Annotated in this window: 21 protein-coding genes; 5 read left to right on the top strand and 16 right to left on the bottom strand. The window is 63.2% G+C overall.

Going from position 1 to position 22,693, the window contains the following annotated elements:
• Positions 1 to 2: 2 nt before the first annotated feature.
• The 4 genes from AC1KVE_RS02965 to AC1KVE_RS02950 are packed head-to-tail and all read right to left on the bottom strand — an operon-like array spanning position 3 to position 2,627.
• A complete protein-coding gene (locus AC1KVE_RS02965; protein ID WP_166770829.1) occupies positions 3 to 557 on the bottom strand; it encodes a pilus assembly PilX family protein in 555 nt (184 codons plus the stop codon).
• Positions 554 to 1,579: a PilW family protein gene (locus AC1KVE_RS02960; RefSeq protein ID WP_184456291.1), complete on the bottom strand. Its 1,026-nt coding sequence runs from the start codon at positions 1,577 to 1,579 to the stop codon at positions 554 to 556. Before AC1KVE_RS02960 ends, AC1KVE_RS02965 begins: the two co-directional genes overlap by 4 nt.
• Positions 1,576 to 2,043 carry a type IV pilus modification protein PilV gene (pilV, locus tag AC1KVE_RS02955; RefSeq protein ID WP_102581434.1) on the bottom strand — a complete coding sequence of 156 codons (468 nt, stop codon included), beginning with the start codon at positions 2,041 to 2,043 and terminating at the stop codon, positions 1,576 to 1,578. Before pilV ends, AC1KVE_RS02960 begins: the two co-directional genes overlap by 4 nt.
• Before the next feature lie 11 nt (positions 2,044 to 2,054).
• Positions 2,055 to 2,627: a GspH/FimT family pseudopilin gene (locus AC1KVE_RS02950; RefSeq protein ID WP_102581433.1), complete on the bottom strand. Its 573-nt coding sequence runs from the start codon at positions 2,625 to 2,627 to the stop codon at positions 2,055 to 2,057.
• Positions 2,628 to 2,795: 168 nt separating this feature from the next.
• On the opposite strand from AC1KVE_RS02950, the gene AC1KVE_RS02945 reads away from it, so the two are divergent.
• Entirely contained in the window at positions 2,796 to 3,824 is a 1,029-nt protein-coding gene (locus AC1KVE_RS02945; RefSeq protein ID WP_184456293.1) for a sensor histidine kinase, read from the top strand.
• A 1-nt stretch (position 3,825) separates the two neighbouring features.
• Here the strand turns inward: AC1KVE_RS02945 and ppnN are convergent, their stop codons facing one another.
• The 5 genes from ppnN to grxD form a co-directional block, all read right to left on the bottom strand.
• The gene (gene ppnN / locus AC1KVE_RS02940) at positions 3,826 to 5,211 is read right to left on the bottom strand and encodes a nucleotide 5'-monophosphate nucleosidase PpnN (protein ID WP_024937957.1); all 1,386 of its coding nucleotides are present in this window, start codon (positions 5,209 to 5,211) and stop codon (positions 3,826 to 3,828) included.
• 105 nt (positions 5,212 to 5,316) lie between these two features.
• Positions 5,317 to 8,532 carry a TonB-dependent receptor gene (locus tag AC1KVE_RS02935; RefSeq protein ID WP_024937958.1) on the bottom strand — a complete coding sequence of 1,072 codons (3,216 nt, stop codon included), beginning with the start codon at positions 8,530 to 8,532 and terminating at the stop codon, positions 5,317 to 5,319.
• Positions 8,533 to 8,990: 458 nt separating this feature from the next.
• A complete protein-coding gene (locus tag AC1KVE_RS02930; protein WP_006450537.1) occupies positions 8,991 to 9,590 on the bottom strand; it encodes a YhgN family NAAT transporter in 600 nt (199 codons plus the stop codon).
• Positions 9,587 to 10,330 carry an SDR family NAD(P)-dependent oxidoreductase gene (locus tag AC1KVE_RS02925; protein WP_167764024.1) on the bottom strand — a complete coding sequence of 248 codons (744 nt, stop codon included), beginning with the start codon at positions 10,328 to 10,330 and terminating at the stop codon, positions 9,587 to 9,589. Before AC1KVE_RS02925 ends, AC1KVE_RS02930 begins: the two co-directional genes overlap by 4 nt.
• Complete coding sequence (gene grxD, locus AC1KVE_RS02920) at positions 10,327 to 10,647, bottom strand: Grx4 family monothiol glutaredoxin (protein ID WP_006450539.1); 321 nt, start codon at positions 10,645 to 10,647, stop codon at positions 10,327 to 10,329. Before grxD ends, AC1KVE_RS02925 begins: the two co-directional genes overlap by 4 nt.
• A 121-nt stretch (positions 10,648 to 10,768) precedes the next feature.
• Between grxD and AC1KVE_RS02915 the strand changes: the two genes are divergently transcribed.
• Positions 10,769 to 11,347 carry a superoxide dismutase gene (locus AC1KVE_RS02915; RefSeq protein WP_126965975.1) on the top strand — a complete coding sequence of 193 codons (579 nt, stop codon included), beginning with the start codon at positions 10,769 to 10,771 and terminating at the stop codon, positions 11,345 to 11,347.
• Between the two features lie 136 nt (positions 11,348 to 11,483).
• Here the strand turns inward: AC1KVE_RS02915 and AC1KVE_RS02910 are convergent, their stop codons facing one another.
• A complete protein-coding gene (locus tag AC1KVE_RS02910; protein WP_102256526.1) occupies positions 11,484 to 12,629 on the bottom strand; it encodes a 5-(carboxyamino)imidazole ribonucleotide synthase in 1,146 nt (381 codons plus the stop codon).
• Complete coding sequence (gene purE / locus AC1KVE_RS02905; protein WP_039510673.1) at positions 12,626 to 13,129, bottom strand: 5-(carboxyamino)imidazole ribonucleotide mutase; 504 nt, start codon at positions 13,127 to 13,129, stop codon at positions 12,626 to 12,628. Before purE ends, AC1KVE_RS02910 begins: the two co-directional genes overlap by 4 nt.
• 58 nt (positions 13,130 to 13,187) lie before the next feature.
• Here purE and AC1KVE_RS02900 point away from each other — a divergent pair, with 58 nt between their 5' ends.
• The 3 genes from AC1KVE_RS02900 to AC1KVE_RS02890 all read left to right on the top strand — a co-directional run bounded on the left by AC1KVE_RS02900 (position 13,188) and on the right by AC1KVE_RS02890 (position 15,447).
• Positions 13,188 to 13,457, top strand: coding sequence for a Trm112 family protein (locus AC1KVE_RS02900; RefSeq protein WP_024937963.1), 270 nt, complete (start codon positions 13,188 to 13,190; stop codon positions 13,455 to 13,457).
• Complete coding sequence (nadC, locus tag AC1KVE_RS02895; protein WP_184456295.1) at positions 13,454 to 14,338, top strand: carboxylating nicotinate-nucleotide diphosphorylase; 885 nt, start codon at positions 13,454 to 13,456, stop codon at positions 14,336 to 14,338. Before AC1KVE_RS02900 ends, nadC begins: the two co-directional genes overlap by 4 nt.
• A 62-nt stretch (positions 14,339 to 14,400) precedes the next feature.
• A complete protein-coding gene (locus AC1KVE_RS02890) occupies positions 14,401 to 15,447 on the top strand; it encodes a DUF2272 domain-containing protein (RefSeq protein WP_104575955.1) in 1,047 nt (348 codons plus the stop codon).
• Positions 15,448 to 15,672: 225 nt separating this feature from the next.
• Here the strand turns inward: AC1KVE_RS02890 and pnp are convergent, their stop codons facing one another.
• The 5 genes from pnp to infB all read right to left on the bottom strand — a co-directional run bounded on the left by pnp (position 15,673) and on the right by infB (position 22,623).
• The gene (pnp, locus tag AC1KVE_RS02885) at positions 15,673 to 17,787 is read right to left on the bottom strand and encodes a polyribonucleotide nucleotidyltransferase (RefSeq protein WP_054592535.1); all 2,115 of its coding nucleotides are present in this window, start codon (positions 17,785 to 17,787) and stop codon (positions 15,673 to 15,675) included.
• A gap of 169 nt (positions 17,788 to 17,956) precedes the next feature.
• A complete protein-coding gene (rpsO, locus tag AC1KVE_RS02880) occupies positions 17,957 to 18,217 on the bottom strand; it encodes a 30S ribosomal protein S15 (protein ID WP_003485583.1) in 261 nt (86 codons plus the stop codon).
• 157 nt (positions 18,218 to 18,374) lie between these two features.
• Positions 18,375 to 19,301, bottom strand: a complete 927-nt coding sequence (gene truB / locus AC1KVE_RS02875; RefSeq protein ID WP_104576118.1) for a tRNA pseudouridine(55) synthase TruB — start codon at positions 19,299 to 19,301, stop codon at positions 18,375 to 18,377.
• A gap of 80 nt (positions 19,302 to 19,381) precedes the next feature.
• Positions 19,382 to 19,774: a 30S ribosome-binding factor RbfA gene (gene rbfA, locus AC1KVE_RS02870; RefSeq protein WP_024937968.1), complete on the bottom strand. Its 393-nt coding sequence runs from the start codon at positions 19,772 to 19,774 to the stop codon at positions 19,382 to 19,384.
• Positions 19,775 to 19,914: 140 nt separating this feature from the next.
• A complete protein-coding gene (gene infB / locus AC1KVE_RS02865) occupies positions 19,915 to 22,623 on the bottom strand; it encodes a translation initiation factor IF-2 (protein ID WP_481091933.1) in 2,709 nt (902 codons plus the stop codon).
• Positions 22,624 to 22,693: the final 70 nt, after the last annotated feature.

The following is a 22,693-nucleotide window of genomic DNA, read 5'->3' as shown; positions in this document are numbered from 1 at the left end:
CCCTACGGAACAATGAAATTGGATTGGACAATAACGCTGGCACGGCCTGCCGCCTCACTTCGCGCCGTCACGCGATACACCGGGCGTAAGCAAATATCGCTGCCTGTATAGCGAGGGTCGAGATTACATTCCAGCCACGTCTCCGACGTACCCATGTATTCGATAAAGAACTGCGGAGCCGAGGCGATCGCGCCGACACTAGTAGTTGCTGCACGCCAACCGCCGAAGCTCGCGTTTTTCCAGCGCTCCACTGCTGTCGCATCCGGCCTAGGGCAGATGCCATTGACGCAGGCGCCCCCCGCTGCAGCCGCCGCGATCGCAGCGTGCTCAGCGTTAGTGCGACTGGCGGCAAGTGCTTCGCCTTCACGCAAGGCCGCTTCAGCTGCCTGAAAACTGAGATTGCGATCCACCAGATTCGCACTCATGCGCTCTTCGAGAACCGTGCTTCGCAAGACAGCCAGTCCGAGCAACGTCATGATGAGCAGCAGGATGAGCACCACAACCAGCGAAACGCCTTGCTGACGCAATGGATAGGAGACTGACCAAGATCCGCTCATGGGGCTCTATTCCGAAGAGCGATGACCTGACTCACAGTGCGTGCTAACGCCGCATTGTCCACGCCGTCACGATCAGTTCCCGCCAACGTCAAGGTGATCCTGATTGCAGTCACCTGGCTCCAACGACCGGCAACACTCGCTGCATTGCCATAACTTGTGGTTCCGTCAACCAAATAAGTCAATGCCATGTTTTGCACCCCTTCTGCAACCTCTTGCGCTTGAACACTGGCAACCCCTCCGGTATTGATCAGGGTGGATTGATAAAGCCCCCTAGTACGCCCGTTGGTGCCGATATACCAAGCTGACGCATTCAGACGGGTAATCGTGGCATTGGGACCGAAGGTGAACAGAGAGCCGCCCAATCCCAGGCGATTGGTTGCATTTCCAGGCGAACCACCCGTGCCATGTGCAATGGAAACAGTACCTGCCGCACCTGTCATCTGAAAGATGGCTCCCAAGCGCATCACACCGCCCGTTTCGGCATTGGGGCCACATACCATCAACAAGTCGCCGGGTATCAAGCCGTGTGATGCAGTGTTGACGGTAAACGTCGCAGCAGCCGGAGCATGCGCCGTCACTACCGCTGTTGCATCCCCGGACGACAGCAGCGACAACGCGTCTGTGCCAGCAATCCGTTGACCGGCGGTTGTTGTGCCAAAACCGATCCCCGGAATCGCCGTTGACCCGTCATAGCCTTGCAGAGTTCCATTCGCAGTACCGACATTCCAGTTGGTCCACCAGCGCGTTGCCGGAGCGCTTAGCACGTTCACCATCGCCATGTTGTTGCTGCTGTTGCACGGATTTCCGCCAGCTTCTCTGATATCCCGCGCCATCAACTCGAAAGCAACACGCGCGTTCTCCTGGACACGACTTAGGCTATCGGTAGCAGCCGCAGTTCGACGGCTGGTCAGGAACAGACCGATCGCACCCAGTGTCACCAGCAATCCCAGCACCAGTGAAATCAATAGTTCAATCAGTGTGAAACCAAACACCGACTTGCGCGGAGGAAATATCGTGCTCATAACCGGGTGACCACGCTGAATTCGCGCTGCGCTGAATTATCGCTGGAACCCATCGCAGTCGCACGACTGTCGTCCCAGCGCACTGAGACAGTGCAACGCACGCCATTTGCCTCGCACTGGATGGAACCACAAGCGGTCGATCCCATACTGGACTTCAGGGCAGTGATCCAATCCCGTCGATCATTGGCCGCAAGGTTGCCACCGGCGGGAACGTTACATGTCATCGCAGCGTTGTAGGCCCCCGCACGCGCCGCAGTCAGATTGGCTCGCATCGCGTCCAGAATCGCATACGACTGAACCACCATCTGGCTACGCTCAAGGGAACTGCTGTTGTTCTGTAGCGCACGTGCCTGCATTGCAGCAATGCCCAGCATGCCGATGCCCAGGATCACAACGGAAATTAAAACCTCGATCAGGCTGACACCGACCTGACTTCGACGACTGCCTGCCGCTGACGTTCTCATCTGTCTTTTCCTCAGATCAAGGCTGGTGCATCGGACGGCGCCTGACACTGCGGGTCAGTTCCGCGGGTGATTGCTACCCGACTCCCTCCCGCAATTGCCACGATGCGTTGATTTTCCGGCGGCTGGGTAGTCGTCATGCAGATTGACACGGCTCCTGCCAACAACCTCGCACCAGTGGAATCACGCGCGAGTCCATCGGGTCGGAAAACAATCCGCGCGCTGGAGGAAGAAATCGCCGGGCTTACGCTTACCTGTAGCTGCGACCTGACTTCACTCACACGCAGGACTTCGGCACCACGCAATACGATCCAGCGCGCCCAGGTGCCGCCATTGGCGCATGTTGCGCCGTCATTGGATCTACACAAGGTCACACTGGCGTTGCTGCGCACCGCTTCAGAACGGGCGAGCTGGAGCGATGCCGATAACTCGTTTGCCGCAGCCGACAGCCGATTACTATTGATGAGCGCTGTGAAACTTGGGAAAGCGATGGCCATGACGATTGCCAAGACGATGACCGTCACCATCATTTCAATCAGCGAAAAACCTTGCTGTGCCCGGGGTGCCAGGCGCCGGATATAGGACATAGGGCAGCCTCCCCAGGCAACCAGATACATGAGCGTACAATACCCAAGCATTCACCCGGCTGCGAAAGGTGGGCGACGAACGGGCTCTGCGGGCGCACGAAAGGCGCCCCACCTATCAGATCGCGACAAGGGCATGATGTACAGCAGTTTTTCGGGGTACGCATCCTAATGACAACCGCAATCGGCGAATCCTTCCTGCAAACCCTGTGGGACTCTCGTACCCTGGCGTGCGTTTTGCTCGTGGCAGAAGCGATCGCCGTGCTTTTGAGCCTGGCACCCGGCCTGCAGACCGGCTGGATCGGTTTTGGAATCACATCATTTGCAATGCAGTGGACGGCCTTGCTGACCCTGGCGGGCCTTTACCTACTTCGCCGCCGACTTAAGCGTGCCCGTCCGATCACAGTCGCCAATGTCACCCTTGCACTCCTTCTCCTAGCAGCAGCACTAGTGCTGTTTATCGCAATGGGCGTAGTTGGAAATGCATGGTCGATGGGCACACGCCAATGGTTGAAGCTGTTGTTGCAAACCGAAGGCATCGCACTAACGGTTGGCTTGCTGGGAATATGGGCCTTCCACACTCATTGGCGCGCCAGACAGTATGCAATTCGCGCGAAACAATTCGAACTCGAAGCGCTCAAGGCGAGAATTCAACCGCACTTCCTGTTCAACACGCTCAATACAGCAACAGCACTTGTGCGCCTCAATCCTGCCAATGCCGAGCGCTTACTGATGGATCTGGCAGAACTGTTTCGAGCGACTCTGACAGGGCCGGAACTTGTGACCCTATCCAAGGAGCTCGATATCGCAAAGCACTATCTAGATATCGAGCAACTCCGCTTCGGAAAGCGTTTGAGCATCGTCTGGAAGATTCCCGATGCCATTCCCCATCTCATGGTTCCGTCTCTCTCCATCCAGCCCTTGGTTGAGAATGCAATTCGTCATGGCGTGGAACTTCGTTCCGAGGCATCTCATATAATTGTGGAACTCCGCCAAACATCGGACGCGATTGTGATCGAAATCAGCAATCCCCTCCCGCCCGATGGCAAAATAGTCCATACAGGATATCAAGTGGGACTGGCCGCCGTCCGCGCCCGCTTGCACGATCTCGACAGCAGAATTGAACTACACACCACAAAGGAGGGCAGCCATTTCCTGGCTGCCCTTCATGCCCCGCTTACAGCGATCCCCACTCGCTAAATCAAGTCACCACCCGATAACAAGGCCGGTAGTCTCCCGAAATCTTCATCCGGCGCTGCTCGACGAAGCCGCGCAGCAGTTCGTCCAGGGCCTGCATGATGTCCGGGTCGCCGTGGATTTCGAAGGGGCCGAATTCCTCGATGCGGCGCATGCCGTCTTCCTTGACGTTGCCGGCGACGATGCCGGAGAAGGCACGCCGCAGGTCGGCGGCCAGGGCAGGCGCTGGGCGGCCGTGGTGCAGGTCGAGGGCGGCCATGGCCTCGTGGCTGGGTTCGAACGGCTGCTGGTACTCGAGCGGGATGTGTACCGACCAGTTGAAGTAGTACGAATCCTTCTGTTCCTTGCGGTGCGCGCGCACCTCGTGGATGCCTTCGGCCATGCGACGCGCCACGGCAACTGGGTCGCCAACGATGATCTCGTAGCGGGAAGCGACAGCTTCGCCCAGGGTGAGCCGGATGAAGCGGTCGATCTGTTCAAAGTACGGCGCGGCAATGGTCGGGCCAGTCAGGATCAGCGGGAACGGCAGGTCGGCGTTCTCTTCGCGCAGCAGGATGCCGAGCAGGTAGAGGATTTCCTCTGCCGTGCCGACGCCGCCCGGAAACACCAGGATACCGTGGCCGATGCGGACGAAGGCTTCCAGGCGCTTCTCGATGTCCGGCATGATCACCAGGTGGTTGACGATCGGATTCGGCGACTCGGCGGCGATGATGCCCGGCTCGGTCACACCGATGTAGCGCGTGTGATGCTTGCGCTGCTTGGCGTGCGCGATGGTGGCGCCCTTCATCGGGCCCTTCATGGCGCCCGGTCCGCAGCCGGTGCAGATGTCCAGACCACGCAGGCCCAGCTCGTAGCCCACCTGTTTGGTGTAGAGGTATTCGTCGCGCGAGATGGAATGCCCACCCCAGCACACGACTAGGTTCGGGTCCGACGGCTGCAGGATGCGCGCATTGCGCAGCTGCCCGAACACCGCGTTGGTGATGCCTTCGCTGGTATCCAGATCCCCGCGCTGGGCTTCCAGCTCGATCGCCATGTAGGCCAGGTCGCGCACCACGGCGAACAGCAGTTCGGCCACACCCCGGATGATCTCGCCATCCACAAAGGCCATCGCCGGTGCGTTGCTTAGATCGATGCGGATGCCGCGATCCTGCTGATTCACCTGGATATCGAAATCCGGATATAGGTCACGCGCGGCGCGCGGGTCGTCCGACGCGCTGCCGCTGGTCAGCACGGCCAGCGCGCAGCGGCGCAACAACTCATGCATGCCACCGCTGGAGGCATCGCGCAGACGCGCAACTTCCGCCTTGGACAACACGTCCAGGCCACCGCGCGGGTAGATCCGCGCATCCACCACCGGCAGCGCCCGTGCTGCCGTACTGCTGAGTTCCATAGCTTGCTCCTGTCGTATCTCAGAACTTTAGCGTACTCACCCGCACAAAAGAAAACGGCCGGGAGAACCCGGCCGTTTCTGCAAGCTTCGAGCCACTAGCCAACTTTAGAACTGGTAGCGGAAGCCCAGCTGCAGTGCCCAGCGGGAGATGCCCTTGTCGTCGTAGATGGTTGACGGATCAGGCGTATTGAAGCGGTAAACGTATTTACCGGTAGCCGCATCGATACCGCCGTACTCAACCACGCCGCGCATACCCGGGAACGCGTACTCGTCCACACGGCCCCACTTCTTATTGAGCAGGTTTCCGACGTTCATCACGTCAAGCCAGATCTGCGCCTTGTTGCCTTCCAAGAAGCCAGGCAGCTCCTGCTCGATGTGCAGGTCGAACTGGTTTACCCACGAGTTGCGCACTGCATTGCGCTGCGCAACCTGTCCCTTATGGGACGACAAATATTCATCATTGTTGACGAAGTTCCAAAACGCAGCTTCTTCCGCTGCCGAGCCAAAGCGAACATCACCCGGACCTGCGGGGATGTACAGCAGGTCGTTCAAGCGGCTGTCGCCATTTGCATCGTTGTCAAAGGTATAGCTGTAGGGACGGCCACTACGGCCCTGGTAGATCAGGCCGACCTTGGTGGCAAAGTCGCCGAAGAAGTTGTGCTTCCACTGCAACGTTCCGAGGAAGCTATTGCGGATCTCATAAGCAGACGTCGCATTGACCTCTTCGTTGGCCTGGAACACCGCCGTATTGCCCAGCTGCGAACCGGAGGTGGAGCTTGTCAGGCCACTCACTTCGTCGGCATTGGCGAAGGTATAAGCCAGGCTCCAGGACCAATCGCTATCGTTGAACGGCTTATTCAATCCAACGGTCAGGCTCTGGCTGCCACCCTTGCTGGTAGAGCGCGCAATGATCGCATCGTTGTAGCTGCGATAACGATTGCCACGCGGGTCGACCGAAATGCCAGTCGGCTGAGTTCCGTTGACATTCCAGTTGGCGGGATTTAAGCCCGCCTGATTCCAATAGATCTGACGGCCATCCTGACCGACCGCAGTCGGTCCGGTCTGGCTGAGATTCAGCTGTTGGTAGTAAATAGCTTCTTTGACCTTCGTAACGACGCCCTCGACCGACGCCACTACACCGTACCAAGGCAACTCGGTATCGAACGCCAAGTTCGCCTTCCACACAGCAGGTTGACCCAGATCCTTGTCAACGAAGTCGACAGACTGAGTGGCGCCGTTCAACGTCCCGTTACCACGCGGCTGGTTGTTGATGTCCGGCGTAAACGCGATGCCGTTGCTATTGACCAGATTTACGCTTGAGAAGTTGTAATCGGTGTAAGCCAGACCGGTATTCGAGTAAGGATTGGACAGCCATACCGACGCCGCTGCGCCTTGGAACAGGCCAACACCGCCACGCAACTGCGTGGGACGGTCTGCATCGAAGGTGTAATTGAACCCAAAGCGCGGCTGCAGCAGCCCGTTGCCATCTATGGTTTCGTCGTTACGCACACCAAACGTGGTCGAGGCAGCTGCATTATATTGCGGCTTGTTCTTCACCATCGGCTCGTCGTAACGGACACCGAAGGTCAAGGTCAGGTTGCTGTTGACAGCCCATGTGTCCTGCAAGAATAGGCCGACATTCTTCATGCCCCACTGCGCTGCAATATCGTCGATATTTCCGCTGGTGGACTGAGAGTAACGGTAGCTAGCCGGACGATTGTTGCGATAGTCGGCAATCGAGTTGAAGTTGTACGAACCAAAGACACGCTGAGCAAACAGGTTGAAGATGTCGTTGTCTTCGTAGTCGCCACCAAACTTCAGGGTGTGATCATCCAGATACAGATTGGCAGCAAAGAACGCATTCCACGTTTCAGTACGCAGTGCATTGGCCTGTGTACTCTGCTCGGTACCGAAGTTGACGAAGTTGTTGCCGATCCGGACACCGACAGCCGGCAATTGCGAGGCAGCGTCACGCACTGCAGAATAATCGCGGTAGGAAACCTTGGCTTCGGTAGAGAATTTCTCGGTCCAGTCACTGAACAATTGAGCGGTGTAGGTTTCAAGCTCGAAATTGCGGGTGTAATGGTACGAGTTCAATGACAAGGCGGTAGCGCTGAAGCCATTGAGGTTAGCGGTCTCCTGTTCGGACTTGCCGTAACGAAACGAGGCGCGGTGCTTGTCGCTGATGTTCCAGTCGATCTTAATGCCCTTCTCTTCCGACTCAGAATCAAGTGCTGGCAGAGCCAGTGTTCCCGGGTCGAAGCCATAGACATTGCGCGAAATGTCGACGATCTCGTCAACCTGTGCCTGGCTCACGCCAACGATATTGCTGGCGCCCGAGCCGGTCGGACCGTAGCCGGATGCTCCGGTGAATACGCCTTTGCCCTTGTACTTTTCGTAGTTAGCGAAGAAAAACAGCTTGTCCTTGACAACCGGCCCCCCCAGGGTCAGGCCATAAGTGGCTTCATTGTCGAACAGCTGCGGGCGGATACCGTTTTGGTTTTTTCCGGACCAGTCGTTCTCACGATAGGTTCCATAAACTGAACCGTGAAATTCGTTGGTACCAGACTTGGTCACGGCATTAATGACGCCGCCGGTGCCACCGGTGATGGCCACATCGTAATTGGCCACGTCCACCGAGATTTCGTCGATGACGTCCATCGAGAACGGCTGGCGCGGAGTCGGCAGGCTGTTGGATTCCAGTCCGAAAGCATCGTTGGTGCTGATGCCGTCGACGCGAATCGCGTTGTAGCGCGGGTTCTGGCCGGCGATGGAGATTTCGTTGCGCGCCTTGTCGGTCTGCGCGACGCGCGGATCCAGACGCACGTAGTCCTGCAGGTTGCGGTTGATCGACGGCAGCGACTCGATTTCTTCGCGGGTCACGTTGGTGCCGGTGCCCATCTTGTTGGCGCTAAAGATCGCTGAGCCGTAGTTGCCTGCGATCGCCTGCACGGTACCGAGCGTGGCCAGATCGCCGCCCAGGGCTGCATCAACCTGATTGACCTTATCCAGGTTCAAGTACACGCCTTCACGCGTGGTGTTGCCCGCACCGGAAGCGGTAATGGTGATCGTGTACGGCCCACCCACACGCAGGCCGCGCGCGTTGTAGCGTCCGCTGGCATCGGTGGTGGCGCGGCTGACCGTGCCCGATTCGACGTGGGTGATCGTCACTTCGGCATTCGGCACCGGTTGACCGGCGCTGCTGGTCACCAGGCCAGCGACGCCGGCAGAGGTGCTCTGGGCGAACACGGGGGCGGCGGCGAGTGCGGCAACAAGGCCAAGCGTCAGCTTGGACATGCGGAGACAGCGGGGGTGGGTCATTTCGGTAGCCTCGATACAGGTTGGGCAGTGACAAAAAGGCGCAGTCAGCCCAACCGTTCCCGGGGGTGGGCTGCCGATGATCTGGGGTCCCTTGCCGCGCGGCTGGTTGCTGCCGCAACGGTTAACAACAGATTAACACGCTAAGGCCTGATTGTGACGGCGGCGTGACAAAGTTCGCGCGGTGCAACACGAACTTCGCATGTGAAGGCCTAAACGCCAGCTTGCGCAAAGTCGCGCGGCATTTGCGACTGGCGTCGCGCTATCGAGCTGGCCTGTCGCAAACCGGCAACGTTTGGCCTGAAAACGCAGCGCTGGCTATCGGCAGCCATCCCGCGCTGTGGTCGCCAGACACCGCCAGCCGCTCATGCCACGGGTCGGCGACGCGGCTTCAAAGCCCGCCAGGCATCCAACAAGCCGTCCCCATGCCACGCACCCTGCCCGCCCATCGCCAACTCGACTCAGATCGACACCGGCAGCTTGAAATAAGTGCCAAGGCCGTCCAGAAACATCTGCACCGAAATGGCCACCAGCAACATCCCCATCAGGCGCTCGATCGCGGTCAGTGCGCGATGACCGAGCAGTTTGTACAACAGCGGGGCCGAGGCCAGGATGGTGGAAGCACCGATCCAGGCGATCATCAGCGCCAGGCTCCAATCCCATAACCGGGTGGGCTCATTGCTGCCCATCAGCATCACTGCGGCCATGCCGGACGGGCCGGCCACCAGCGGGATCGCCAGCGGCACGATGAAGGGCTCGCCGTCGGGGATCTCGCCCATCAGGCCTTCCGGGCGCGGGAAGATCATGCGGATGCCGATCAGGAACAGCACGATGCCGCCGGCGATCGCCACCGATTCCTGGCGCAGATGCATCAGCTCCAGCGCGTACTTGCCGCCCCACAGGAACGCCATCAGCACGAACAGGGCGATCAGCAACTCGCGCGCGAGCACGAAGCGCTGGCGCTTGGGCGGCAGCGGCTTGAGCACACTGAGAAACACCGGAATGTTGCCCAGCGGGTCGAGGATCAGAAACAGCAGCAGTGCCGCCGACAGAATGGTCATGCGGAAGGACTCCAGATCGCGCCGCGGTGCGCGCCACCGGCCGTTGACAACAAGGTAACGCAGGCGGCGGCATAGCGCGTGGGGTCCAGCGCTTCGCTGTCTTCCTGATGGGTGAAGGCGCGCGCGCGCAAGGCGGTGCGCATCGGGCCGGGCTGCAATCCGCTGATGCGGACCGGGCCGGCGACGGTTTCGTGATGCAGGCTGGCGAGCAGGCCACGCTGTGCATGCTGGGCAGCGCCATAGGCACCCCAGTACGCCTGGCCAACACGTGCCGGGTCATCGACGACGAAGACCACCGCCGCATCGCCTTGCTGCCGCAACAGCGGCAGGCAGGCCTGGGTCAACCAGGCGCGCGCGGTGAGGTTGATATGGAGGTTGCGTGCGAAGTCGGCAGGCGCCGCGAGTTCGGCCGGGGTCAAGCCGGCGAAATCGGCGGCGCAGTGCAGCAGGCCGTGCAGGCCACCGAGCTCGGACTGCAGCCGCTGCGCGAGCGTGGCGTAGTCGTCCGGCGTGGCGCCGGCCAGATCCAGCGGATACAGCAACGGCTCCGGACCCCGCGTGGCGACCGCGTCGTAGAGGCGCTCCAGCGGGCGCAGCTTGCGGCCGAGCAACACCACGGTCGCACCGGCGGATGCGCACGCCTGCGCCGCCGCGCTCCCCAGCCCGCCGGCTGCACCGGTGATCAGCACCACGCGGCCGGCAAGTGCCGCCGCGTCGGGCCGGGCCTGCGCCAGACTCACGGCTGGTAGGCCTCGCTGACGATGCGCTTGAGCTCGCCGGCTTCGAACAGTTCCAGCGTGATGTCGCAACCGCCGATCAGCTCGCCGTGGATGAACAGCTGCGGGAAGGTCGGCCAGTTGGAATAGCGCGGCAGATTGGCGCGCACTTCGGGCTCTTCCAGCACATTGACCGTGCGCAACTGATCGGCGCCGGCAGCCACCAGGGCCTGCACGGCGCGGCTGGAAAAACCGCACATCGGAAATTGCGGGGTGCCTTTCATGAACAGCACGATCGGGTGTTGTTCGACTTCGGCCTGGATCCGTTCCATCACCGGCATTGGACTCTCCTGACTGGGAGCGGCAGGCCCGACCGCCGGGTCGGATAGACTTCCGCAAAGGCGCGCATTGTAAGCCTTCAGCGCGACCTGTCGCCGCACTCCCTTCGCTGCCCTTGCCATCATGCCGATCGAACACCTTGCACTGCCCTACTCCCGCGTCGCCCTGGAGCCGCATCTGTCTGCCGCCACATTGGAGGCGCACCACGGCGTCTGTCACCGCAGCGAGGTCGATCGGCTCAATGCGCGCATCGAAGGCAGCGAGTTCGCCGAGCTGACGCTGGAAGACATCATCGCGCAGGCGCAGGGCACGCTATTCCATCTGGCTGCGCAGGTGTGGAACCACAATTTCTATTGGCAGTGCCTGCGCCCGCGCGGCGGCGGTGAGCCGCTGGGCCGGCTGGCCGACCGCATCGCCAAATCGTTCGGCGACTTCGTGCATTTCAAGCAGGAATTCAACCGCGTCGCCCTGGGCAGCTTCGGCTCGGGCTGGGTGTGGCTGGTGCAGCGCCCGGATGGCGCACTGGCGATCGTCGCCACGCCGAATGCGTCCACGCCGCTCACCGGGCCGGACACCCCGCTGCTCACCTGCGACCTCTGGGAGCACGCCTATTACCTGGATTACCGGCAGGACCGCGCGCAGTACCTGGACGCGTTCTGGAAGCTGATCAACTGGGAGTTCGTGGCCAGCCGGTTGGGTTAGCCGCTTGCGCCGTTGCAACAGGTCAACGATCAGGTGACCTGTTGCAACAGCGTCCGGCGGCATCGCGCACTGCGTGCATCTTCGCCACGGACCTGCGCATCGGCGAGGCCAGCAGTGCCACCGATGGCTCTGCGAATCACCCTTCGCTCAAACGCGCGAGCACCGGTTCCACCTGCGCATCACGCTGCAGCGCGGCGCCTGCGTCGCTCAGGGCCTGAGCAAGCAGCTGCGGCGTCTCGGCGCGCAGTGTGGCATGGCCGACCTTGCGGCCCTCGCGCGATTGCTTGCCGTAGTCGTGCCAATGCCCACCGGGCACCGCCAAAAATGCAGTCGCGTCCGGCATCGCGCCCAGCCAGTTGAGCATGCAGGCATGCCCGCGCATCGCGGTGCTGCCGAGCGGCAGACCGAGCACGGCGCGCACATGATTTTCGAACTGTGAGGTCTCGGCACCCTCGATGGTCCAATGCCCGGAGTTGTGCACGCGCGGCGCCATCTCGTTGGCGAGCAACTGGCCATCGCGTACGAACAGTTCCAGCGCGAACACGCCGACGTAGTCCAGCCGCTCGGCGACCGCACGCGCATGCGTCTCTGCCGCAGCCTGCAAGCCGGCATCCACACGCGCCGGCGCAAGACTGGCCGAGAGCACGCCGTCCACATGCCAGTTCTCGGTCAGCGGCCAGGCGCGGAATTCGCCATCACGCCCACGCACTGCCACCACGCTGACCTCGCGCTCGAACGGCACGAAGGCCTCCACGATCAGCCCGACCTTCGCCGCCTGCGCGCCGAGCGCGTCCCACGCGGCATCGGCATCGGCCAGCGTCTTGATGCGGAACTGGCCCTTGCCGTCGTAGCCGAAGCGACGTGTCTTGAGCACGCACGGCGTGCCGACACGGGCCAATGCAGCGTCGAGCCCTGCACGGTCGTCGATGGCGGCGAACTCGGGCACCGGAATGCCGAGCTCGCGGAACAGGGTTTTTTCGCTGAGCCGGTCCTGCGCCACCGCCAACGCGGCAGCGCTGGGAAACACCGGCACCTGCGCAGCCAACTGCTGCGCGCCGGCGGCCGGCACGTTTTCGAAATCGAAGGTGATCACATCCACGTGCGCGGCGAATGCGGCAAGCGCGGCGGTGTCGTCGAAGGCGCCTGCCTGCAGCGGCGCCACCTGCCCTGCGCAGGCATCGGTGGCCGGGTCGAACACCGCAAACCGCAAGCCCAGCGGCGCGCCGGCCAACACCAGCATGCGGGCCAACTGGCCGCCACCCAGAATGCCGACCGTGGTCATTGGCGCGGGTCGTCGCTGGCCATGACATCGTCGGTCTGCCTGGCGCGGAACTGCGCCAGTGCCTGACCGATCTGCGCCTGCTCCGGCGCCAGCATCGCAGCGGCGAACAAGGCCGCATTGGCCGCGCCGGCATTGCCGATTGCAAACGTCGCCACCGGAATCCCGGCCGGCATCTGCACGATCGACAGCAACGAATCCATGCCGTTGAGCGCCTTGGACTGTACCGGCACACCGAGCACCGGCACCGCCGTCTTGGCCGCCAGCATGCCCGGCAGATGCGCCGCACCGCCGGCACCGGCAATGATCGCGCGCAGACCGCGTGCGCCAGCCTGCTCGGCATAGCTGAACAACACGTCCGGTGTGCGGTGCGCCGAGACCACCTTGACTTCGTAAGGCACGCCCAGCGCATCGAGCTTCTGAGCTGCGTGTTGCATGGTTTCCCAATCGGAACGGGAACCCATCACGATGCCGACCAGCGGCGCGGAGTGGTTGGAGGTCATGGCCCTGCCCTGCGGTAAAGACGTATTCTAGCCATCTTCCACGCAAGACAAGACTTCGATGGATCGCAAACTGCTCGACCTGCTGTGCTCGCCCGACACCCGCCAGCCGCTCTCGCTGCTCGACGGCAAGGGCCTGGAGGCACTCAACACCGCCATCGCCGGCGGAACCCTGCAGCGTGCCGACGGCACCGCGCAGACACAGCCACTGCGCGAGGCGCTGATCACGCGCGACCGCAAGCAGATCTTCCGCGTCGACGACGGCATTCCGGTGCTGCTGGCCGAAGAAGCCATCGGCACTGCACAGATCGCCGACTTCCCCGAAAAGTGAATCCTTCCGTTCGCACCACCGTGCCGGAGGCGCCACCGGCCGCGCTGGTGGAGGCCGATGTGGCGCGCGCGCTGGCCGAGGACATCGGCAGCGGCGATGTGACCGCGGCGCTGTTGCCCGATCAGCCAGACAGCGCATACCTGCTGTGCAAGCAGGACGCCGTGATCGCCGGGCGGCCGTGGTTCGACGCCACGCACCGCGCGCTCGATCCGCAGGTGCGGATCGACTGGCAGGTGCACGAAGGCCAGCACGTCGCCGCCGGCACGGTGCTGGCGCTGCTGCATGGACGCAGCCGCAGCCTGGTCAGCGCCGAGCGCACCTCGCTCAATTTCATGCAGACGCTGTCGGCCACCGCGACCGCCACCGCTGCATACGTGGCCGCCGTGGCCGGCACCGGCACGCGCATCCTGGACACGCGCAAGACGCTGCCGGGCCTGCGCGTCGCGCAGAAATACGCGGTGCGCTGCGGCGGTGGCGACAACCACCGCATCGGCCTGTTCGACACGGTGATGCTCAAGGAAAACCATATTCGCGCCGCCGGCTCGCTGAGCGCCGCCGTGCATGCCGCACGTGCGCAGCAACCGCAGTTGCCGCTGGTGGTGGAGGTGGAAACGCTGGAGCAGCTGCACGAGGCCTTGCAGGTCGGTTGCACGCGCATCCTGATCGACGATTTCGACCCGGTGATGCGTCGCGACGCGGTGCGCATCGTTGCCGCCCTGCCGCGCGAACGACGCATTCCGCTGGAAGTCTCCGGCAGCGTGGATCTGGCCGGCATTGCCGCCATTGCAGCCGATGGCGTGGATTGCATCTCCATCGGCGGGCTCACCAAGCACGTGCAGGCGGTCGATCTGTCGCTCAAACTCGGCCCGCCGCCGCGCTGATTTCACGCGTGCCCGCAGCCGGCTCTGTCAGCCTGCTGCGATTGTTCTGTGCAGGATCTGCGATGACTGTAAAACCTTGGCCGTGGCTCTGTCTGGTGTTGGCCGCATGGGGCGGCACCGCGGCCGCCGCGGAAGTCTGCGATGTGCCCCCGCGCTTCGGCACCAGCCCTGCAGCAATCGCCATCGTGCGCAGTGCCTGCAACGAGCACCGCCTGTGGCAGCACCCGTTTATCGATGCCAAGGGCCGTCTGGCAAGCCTGGGCGTGACCGAGGCCGAATCGGGCTATCTGGCCGACCACGGCGTGGTCGCCTGGCAACGCGTGGCCGGCTACTGGCGCGACAGCGGCACGCTGGCATCGATGGGCGGCCGCCCCGGCGCATCGAGTTGCGCGGCACTGGATGGCACGCGCTACACCGCCAGCGATTGCCGCGCGTTCCTGGTCGACAACCCGTGGTCGGCCGCCTTCATCTCCTGGGTGATGACGCAGGCCGGACTGAGCGGTTTCCACCGCTCTGCACGCCATCTGGATTACATCCGCAGCGCCTACAACGATGGCGCAAGCGGCCCGTACCAGTTCACCGACCCGGCGGTGGAAAAACCCGCCCCCGGCGATCTGCTGTGCCTGCTGCGCGGGCGCAGCGCTGCGCTCGGCTACGCCGGCCTCAAGGCCGGGCTTGGCGGCAGCGCGCCGATGCCGTGGCAATCGCATTGCGACGTGGTGATCGCCGCCAACGTCGGTGGCGATCGCACCCTGTACCTGATCGGCGGCAATGTGTTCAACACGGTGATGATGCGCAAGATGCCGCTGGACCGCGCCGGCCGCGTGGTGTTGCCGACGCCCCAATCTGACGGCAGCCAGGACCAGAGCGAGGACGGCATGGGCATCGCCAGCGAGTGCACGCCGGCACACGAAGAACTCTGCGATTTCAATCGACGCGACTGGGCGGCTCTGTTGAAGCTGCGCCCGGATGCGGTGATGACGGCGCCACCACCGGTCGAACCGCTGCCTTCGCCAACCACCTTACCGACCACGATGCCACCGGGTTTCCCGCGCGTGGTGCCGCCGCGTCCGGAAACACAGCCCGCGCCGACACAGCAGCCCGGGTAAGCAAGGCTCAAAGCCCCTCTCCCATCCGGAGAGGGGTTGGGGTGAGGGCACGAAGGCGGAAGCCCTGGCCAAGGTTCAACCGCGCGAGGCTTCGCGCGTAACCTTATCCGCCCCTGCGGGGCACCTTCTCCCGCAGGAGAAGGATCAAGTCAGGCGCCCTTGCCGAACACCCAACAAAAAAGCGGGCCGAAGCCCGCTTTTTCGTGACGCATCAACCAGCGGCGATTACTCGGCCGACGGCGGAACGCCCTCGCCTTCTTCAACTGCCTTGATCGACAGACGGATACGGCCCTGCTTGTCCACTTCCAGCACCTTGACGCGGACCAGATCGCCTTCCTTCAGCTTGTCGCCGACCTTTTCCACGCGCTCGCTGGAGATCTGCGAGACGTGCACCAGGCCGTCCTTGCCCGGCAGGATGGTGACGAACGCACCGAAGTCCATGATCTTGGCGACCTTGCCTTCGTAAATGCGGCCCGGCTCCACGTCCGAGGTGATCTGCTCGATGCGCGACTTCGCAGCTTGCGCGGCAATCGCATTGACCGAGGCGATGATGATCGTGCCGTCGTCCTGGATGTCGATCTGGGTACCGGTTTCCTTGGTGATGGCCTGGATGGTCGAGCCGCCCTTGCCAATCACTTCGCGGATCTTGTCCGGGTGGATCTTGATGGTCAGCAAGCGCGGCGCGTAATCGCTCAATTCCTGACGCGGGGTGGTCAGCGCATGCGCCATCTCGCCGAGGATGTGCAGACGGCCGGCCTTGGCCTGCTGCAATGCCTGCTTCATGATTTCTTCGGTGATGCCTTCGATCTTGATGTCCATCTGCAACGCGGACACGCCTTCGGAAGTGCCGGCCACCTTGAAGTCCATGTCGCCGAGGTGATCTTCGTCACCCAGGATGTCCGACAGCACCACGAAGTCGTTGCCTTCCTTGACCAGGCCCATCGCGATACCGGCGACCGGCGCCTTGATCGGCACACCGGCGTCCATCAGCGCCAGCGAGCTGCCGCAGACCGATGCCATCGAGGACGAACCGTTGGACTCGGTGATTTCCGAGACCACGCGGATGGTGTACGGGAATTCTTCCAGGCTCGGCATCACCGCCAGCACGCCGCGCTTGGCCAGGCGACCGTGGCCGATCTCGCGACGCTTCGGCGCGCCGAAACGACCGCACTCGCCCACCGAGTAAGGAGGGAAGTTGTAATGGAACAGGAAGTTCTCTTTGTACTCGCCCGAGACGGCGTCGATGACCTGACCGTCGCGTGCGGTGCCGAGCGTGGTGATCACGATCGCCTGGGTCTCGCCGCGGGTGAACAGCGCCGAACCGTGGGTACGCGGCAGCACGCCGGCCTTGGCGCTGATCGGACGCACGGTATCCAGTGCACGGCCGTCGATGCGCACCTTGGTGCTCAGCACCGAGCCGCGCATGGTCTGGTATTCCAGCTCGCCGAATTCCTTGGACAGGTCACCGGCAGCCCAGCCTTCGACCGTGGCGCGCGGTGCCAGCGCACCCAGCACGTCCTTCTTGATCGCCGAAATCGCGTCGCGGCGCTGCAGCTTGTCACGCACCTGGAACGCCGACGCGAGCTGGTCGCCCACCGCTTCCTTCAGCGCAGCGATCATGCTGTCGTTCTTGGCCGGAGCCACCCAGTCGGACGGCTTGGTGCCGGCTTCGACGGTCAGCTCGTTGATGATGTTGATGACCTTCTGCATCTCGCGATGGCCGAACGTCACCGCGCCCAGCATCACTTCTTCCGACAGCAGCTCGGCTTCGGACTCGACCATCAGCACCGCATTGGCGGTACCGGCCACGACCAGCTCCAGCTGCGAATCTTTCAGCTCGGTCACGGTCGGGTTGAGGATGTATTCGCCATTCTTGTAACCAACCTTCGCCGCAGCGATCGGGCCGTTGAACGGGGTGCCGGCCAGCGACAGCGCGGCCGATGCGCCGATCAGCGCGGCGATATCGCCGTCGATGTCCGGGTTCATCGACATCACGGTGGCGATGATCTGCACTTCGTTCTTGTAGTCCTCCGGGAACAGCGGACGGATCGGGCGATCGATCAGGCGCGAGATCAACGTTTCCTTCTCGGTCGCACGTCCTTCGCGCTTGAAGAAGCCGCCCGGGATGCGGCCGCCGGCGTAGAACTTCTCCTGATAATCAACCGTCAGAGGAAAGAAGTCCTGCCCTTCGCGCGCGCTCTTGGCGGCGACGGCGGTGACCAGCAGTACGGTGTCGTCGAACTTGACGATGACGGCGCCGCCTGCCTGGCGAGCGATTTCGCCCGTCTCCAGGGTGACGGTGTGCTTGCCGTACTGGAAGGTTTTGGTGATTTTTGCCACGGAGGTTTTTTCCCTTAGGTGTTGCTGTCTTCGTTGGACCGTCGTCGACCCATGCCGAGAACGGGCGGCCGGGAGGCTCCGGCCCATGAACTGCATGCTGCAGATAACGTGATGCGAATGACCAAAACAAAGCCGCGGCGCATCGCTGCGCCGCGGCGGTGTGACTCGATTAGCGGCGCAGGCCGAGCTTCTCGATCAAGGACTTGTAACGCTCGTTGTCCTTCTTCTTCAGGTAGTCGAGCAGGCTGCGGCGACGGTTGACCATCTGCAGCAGGCCACGACGGCTGTGGTGATCCTTCTTGTGGGTCTTGAAGTGACCAGTCAGCAGCTCGATGCGCGCGGTCAGCAGGGCGACCTGCACTTCCGGCGAACCGGTGTCCTGGGCGCTGCGCTTGTTGTCTTCAATAACTTTCTGGGTGTCGACGGACATGATGTTTACTCGATAGATGCGTGGTCGGCAGGAACGTGCATGACGCACCGCCGGACTCGCCGTTTGCTAGGGATGAGCGCGCTTGGCGCTGGAGGTGCCCCGATCGGGGCCGCAAAATTGTAACGTCGTGCGGGCCCGGGAACAAGTTGACTAAACCTTAACAAGCCCCTGCTTCGTTCAGTCCATTGAACAATCGCTGCGGCGACAAACGCCCCTCCGCGTCCACCAGGCCTAGCCCTGAGGGGATCCCGTCGGGTCCGAACACCGCCACCTGGCCGGTCGGGAAAGCAGGATCGCGCAGACGCTGGCCCATGCGAAAACGCGCCGCATGCGACGCATCGAGCACGATCCGCGCAAAATCGGCCAGTCCGGCCTCGATCGGCAGTAATAGCTCCTGCGCGTCGGTGCCCGCTTCCAGGGCTGCCGACAGCGCTTCCAGCGTGATCATCTGCGGCGCGCGAAACGGCTCCACCCAGAGCCGGCGCAGCGAGGCGATATGCGCACCGCAGCCAAGCACCTCGCCCAGATCGCGCGCCAGGCTGCGGATATAGGTGCCCGAGCCGCAGGTCACACGCAGCTGCAGCCGCGGCGCGGCGTAACCGAGCACATCGATCGCATGCACATCGACCTCGCGCACCGGCGCCTCGATCACCTCGCCACGGCGAGCCTTGGCGTACAGCGGCTCGCCACCCTGCTTGAGCGCAGAATAGATCGGCGCCTGTTGGCGGATGCGCCCGATAAAGGGCGTCAGCGCTGCACGCAGCGCGTCTTCGCCCAGTGCCGGCACCGCACGCTCGCGCAACACCTGACCATCGGCATCGTCGGTATCGGTGGTGACACCCAGCACGATCTCGGCGTCGTAGGCCTTGGCCGAACCGAGCAGCAGGCCGGCAATCTTGGTGGCCTCGCCCAGACACAGCGGCAGCAAGCCGGTGGCCAGCGGATCCAGGCTGCCGGTGTGGCCGCCCTTTTCGGCACGCAACAAACGGCGCGCGGACTGCAAGGCCGTGTTGGAGCTGACTCCAGCCGGCTTGTCGAGCAACAGGATGCCGTGCAACGGGCGATAGACGATACGGGGTTTCAACAGATCGGTGCTCGAAGCGGGCACTGTGCGTGCCCGTTGAAATCGGGGCCGCTGATCGACAGGCGGCGGGCCGGCAGCGCTCAGCGCTGCTCGGCGTCCTCGTCGCTGGATGCGGCCTCGGGGCCGACATCGTCCAGGTCACGCAGCAGGTTGTCGATACGCTCGCCGCGGTCGACCGAATCGTCGTAATGGAAATGCAGCTCGGGCACGTGGCGCAGCTTCATCGCGCGCGCCAGCTGCGTACGCAACTGACCGGCGATTTCCTTGAGCCCCTTGACCGCTTCGGCCGAGCGTTCCTGCTGCAGCGCGGTGACGAACACCTTGGCATGCGCCAGGTCGCGGCTGATTTCGACGTCGGAAACGCTGACCGACGGCAGGCCGTGGTCGCGCACGGCCGCGTGCACGATCGTGCCGAGGTCGCGACGCACCTGCGCCGAAACGCGGTCGGTGCGATGGAATGATTTGGTTGGCATGGTCATGGACCTGGTTGATTCGGAGGGCCAATTGGCACCGAAGCCAAAAACGGACGCGGGCGGCCATGCCGCCCTCGCCTTGCAGAACTTGCCTTGCAACTCCGCCTGGCGGAGTCCGGGCCCGCAGGCCCCGGCAGCCGTTACAGCGTACGGGCGACTTCGATACGCTCGAAGCACTCGATCTGATCGCCGGCCTTGACGTCGTTGTAAGCCTTCACGCCGATACCGCACTCGGTACCGTTACGCACTTCCTCGACGTTTTCCTTGAAGCGACGCAGCGATTCCAGCTCGCCCTCGAACACCACGACGCTGTCGCGGAGCACGCGGATCGGCTTGCTGCGCTTCACCACACCTTCGATGATCATGCAGCCTGCAACCGCGCCGAACTTGGAGCTGCGGAACACGTCGCGGACCTGCGCGATACCGATGATCTCTTCGCGGATTTCCACGCCGAGCAGACCGGAGGCCACCTGCTTCACCTGGTCGATCACGTCATAGATGATCGAGAAGTAACGCAGATCGATGCCGTTGGACTCGACGATCTTGCGGGCCGAGGCATCGGCACGCACGTTGAAACCGATCACCGTGGCCTTGGAGGCCGCTGCCGAATTCGCATCGGATTCGGTGATGCCGCCCACGCCGGAGTGGATCACGTTGATGCGGATGTCGTCGTTGGACAACGCCACCAGCGATTGCTTGAGCGCTTCCACCGAGCCCTGCACGTCGGCCTTGATCACCAGGTTCAGCACCTGCTGGCCTTCACCCTTGCCCATCTGGGCCAGGATGTCTTCCATGCGGTTGCTGGCCGAGGCCACCAGACGCGACTCGCGACGCTTGGTTTCGCGCTGCTGCGCCACGTCCTTGGCCAGACGCTCGTCGTCGACGACCACGAAGTCGTCGCCGGCTTCCGGCACGCCGGACAGGCCGAGCACCTGCACCGGGATCGACGGGCCGGCCGAGGCCGGCTGGTGGCCGGTCTCGTCGAATAGCGCACGCACGCGGCCGTACTGGATGCCGCACACCAGGTAATCGCCACGCTTCAGCGCGCCCTGCTGCACCAGCACCGTGGCCACCGGGCCGCGGCCCTTGTCCAGCGAGGATTCGATCACGGTGCCGCTGGCGCGGCCCTCGGCCACTGCCTTGAGCTCGAGTACTTCGGCCTGCAGCGAAATCGCGTCCAGCAGCGTGTCCACACCGGTACCGACCTTGGCCGACACTTCGATGAACTGGGTATCGCCGCCGAACTCTTCGGCCACCACGTTTTCGGCCAGCAATTCGTTCTTGACCCGCAGCGGATCGGCGCCGGCCTTGTCGATCTTGTTCACCGCCACGATCAACGGGACGCCTGCCGCCTTGGCATGCGCCACCGCTTCCTTGGTCTGCGGCATCACGCCGTCATCGGCTGCAACCACCAGCACCACGATGTCGGTGATCTTGGCGCCACGGGCACGCATCGAGGTAAACGCGGCATGGCCGGGCGTATCCAGGAAGCTGATGACGCCACGGGCGGTTTCAACGTGGTACGCACCGATGTGCTGGGTGATGCCGCCGGCTTCGCCGGAGGCGATCTTGGTGCGACGGATGTAATCCAGCAGCGAGGTCTTGCCGTGATCGACGTGACCCATGATGGTCACCACCGGCGGACGCGGCGTGGCATCGCCCTGCGCATCCTCGGCATGTGCCAGCAGCGCATCCTCGAAGTCGGCATTGTCGGCACGCACGGCCTTGTGGCCGAGTTCTTCGGTCACCAGCGCGGCGGTGTCATGGTCGATGCTCTGGGTGATGGTCGCCATGACGCCCATCTTGAACAGCGCCTTGACCACGTCGCCGCCCTTGAGCGCGAGCTTCTGCGCCAGATCGGCCACGGTGATGGTCTCGCCGATCGCCACTTCGCGCACCACCGGTGCGGTCGGACGTTCGAATCCGTGCGGACCGCTGTTGCCTTGGTTGCCACCACGGCCATTGTCGTTGCCACGACGCGAGGACGACGAGCCCGGACGACCGGTCGGCTTGCCGCGCACGTTGGAACGGCGCGCGCGATCTGCCGCGGACAGGTGCAACTGCCCGGCAAAACGCTTGGTCGCATCGTCGTCCTCGACACCGGCCACCATGACGTGCGAACCGCGCGTCTTGTGCTTGGCCGCATTGGAACGGTCGTCCGGACGCGCCGGCGTGGCCGGGCGCGATGCCGGCGATGCGCCAGCCGGACGGGCCGGACGCGGCGCAGACGGCGACGACGGCGCGCGTGCGGCAGGCGCTGCAGACGGCGCGGGCGCAGCAGCCACCGGCGCCGGCGCACTGGCAGCCGCAGCGGCTTCCTCGGCAGCCTTGCGCTCGGCTTCGGCGCGGTCGCGCGCAGCCTGTTCCTCTTCGCGCTTGCGCTGGATCGCTTCGTCACGCAGGCGGTCGCTTTCGGCCAGTGCCTGCTGCTCGTCGAGATTGCGCTGACGCGAAGCGGCGAGCTTGGCCAGGATGTCGGCGCGCTCTTCGTCCGGCGTCATCGGCGCAGGACGGCCGCCGCCTTCGTTTTCGGACTTCACATAGGTGCGCTTCTGCCGCACTTCCACGTTGACCGTGGTCTTGGTGCGGCCGGCGCTGACCGTGACTTCCTGCAGCTTGCGCCGGTTGAGGGTGATCTTCTTGGCTGCTTCGCTCGCCGCTTCGGCAGGCGTCTCGGCCTTGCCATGCGTGCGACGCAGGAAGCCAAGCAGTTTCATCTTCTCGGTGCTGGTCACGACCTGGTCGGGACCGCTGAACTTCATTCCGGCCTCGGCCAGTTGAACCAGCAGTTTATCGACCGGCGTATTGACCAGTTCGGCAAGCTTGCGGATGGTGGTTTGCTGCGACATTCGGATCCTATGATCTGGTTGGCGCCCCCTCGCCCAGAGCAAGGGAAACGCTGATTCTAAGCCCTGATGG

The sequence above is a fragment of the Xanthomonas sp. NCPPB 2864 genome (assembly GCF_056675615.1).
Note: the sequence above shows the minus strand (reverse complement) of the source record. Positions and strands in the feature narration are given on the sequence as shown.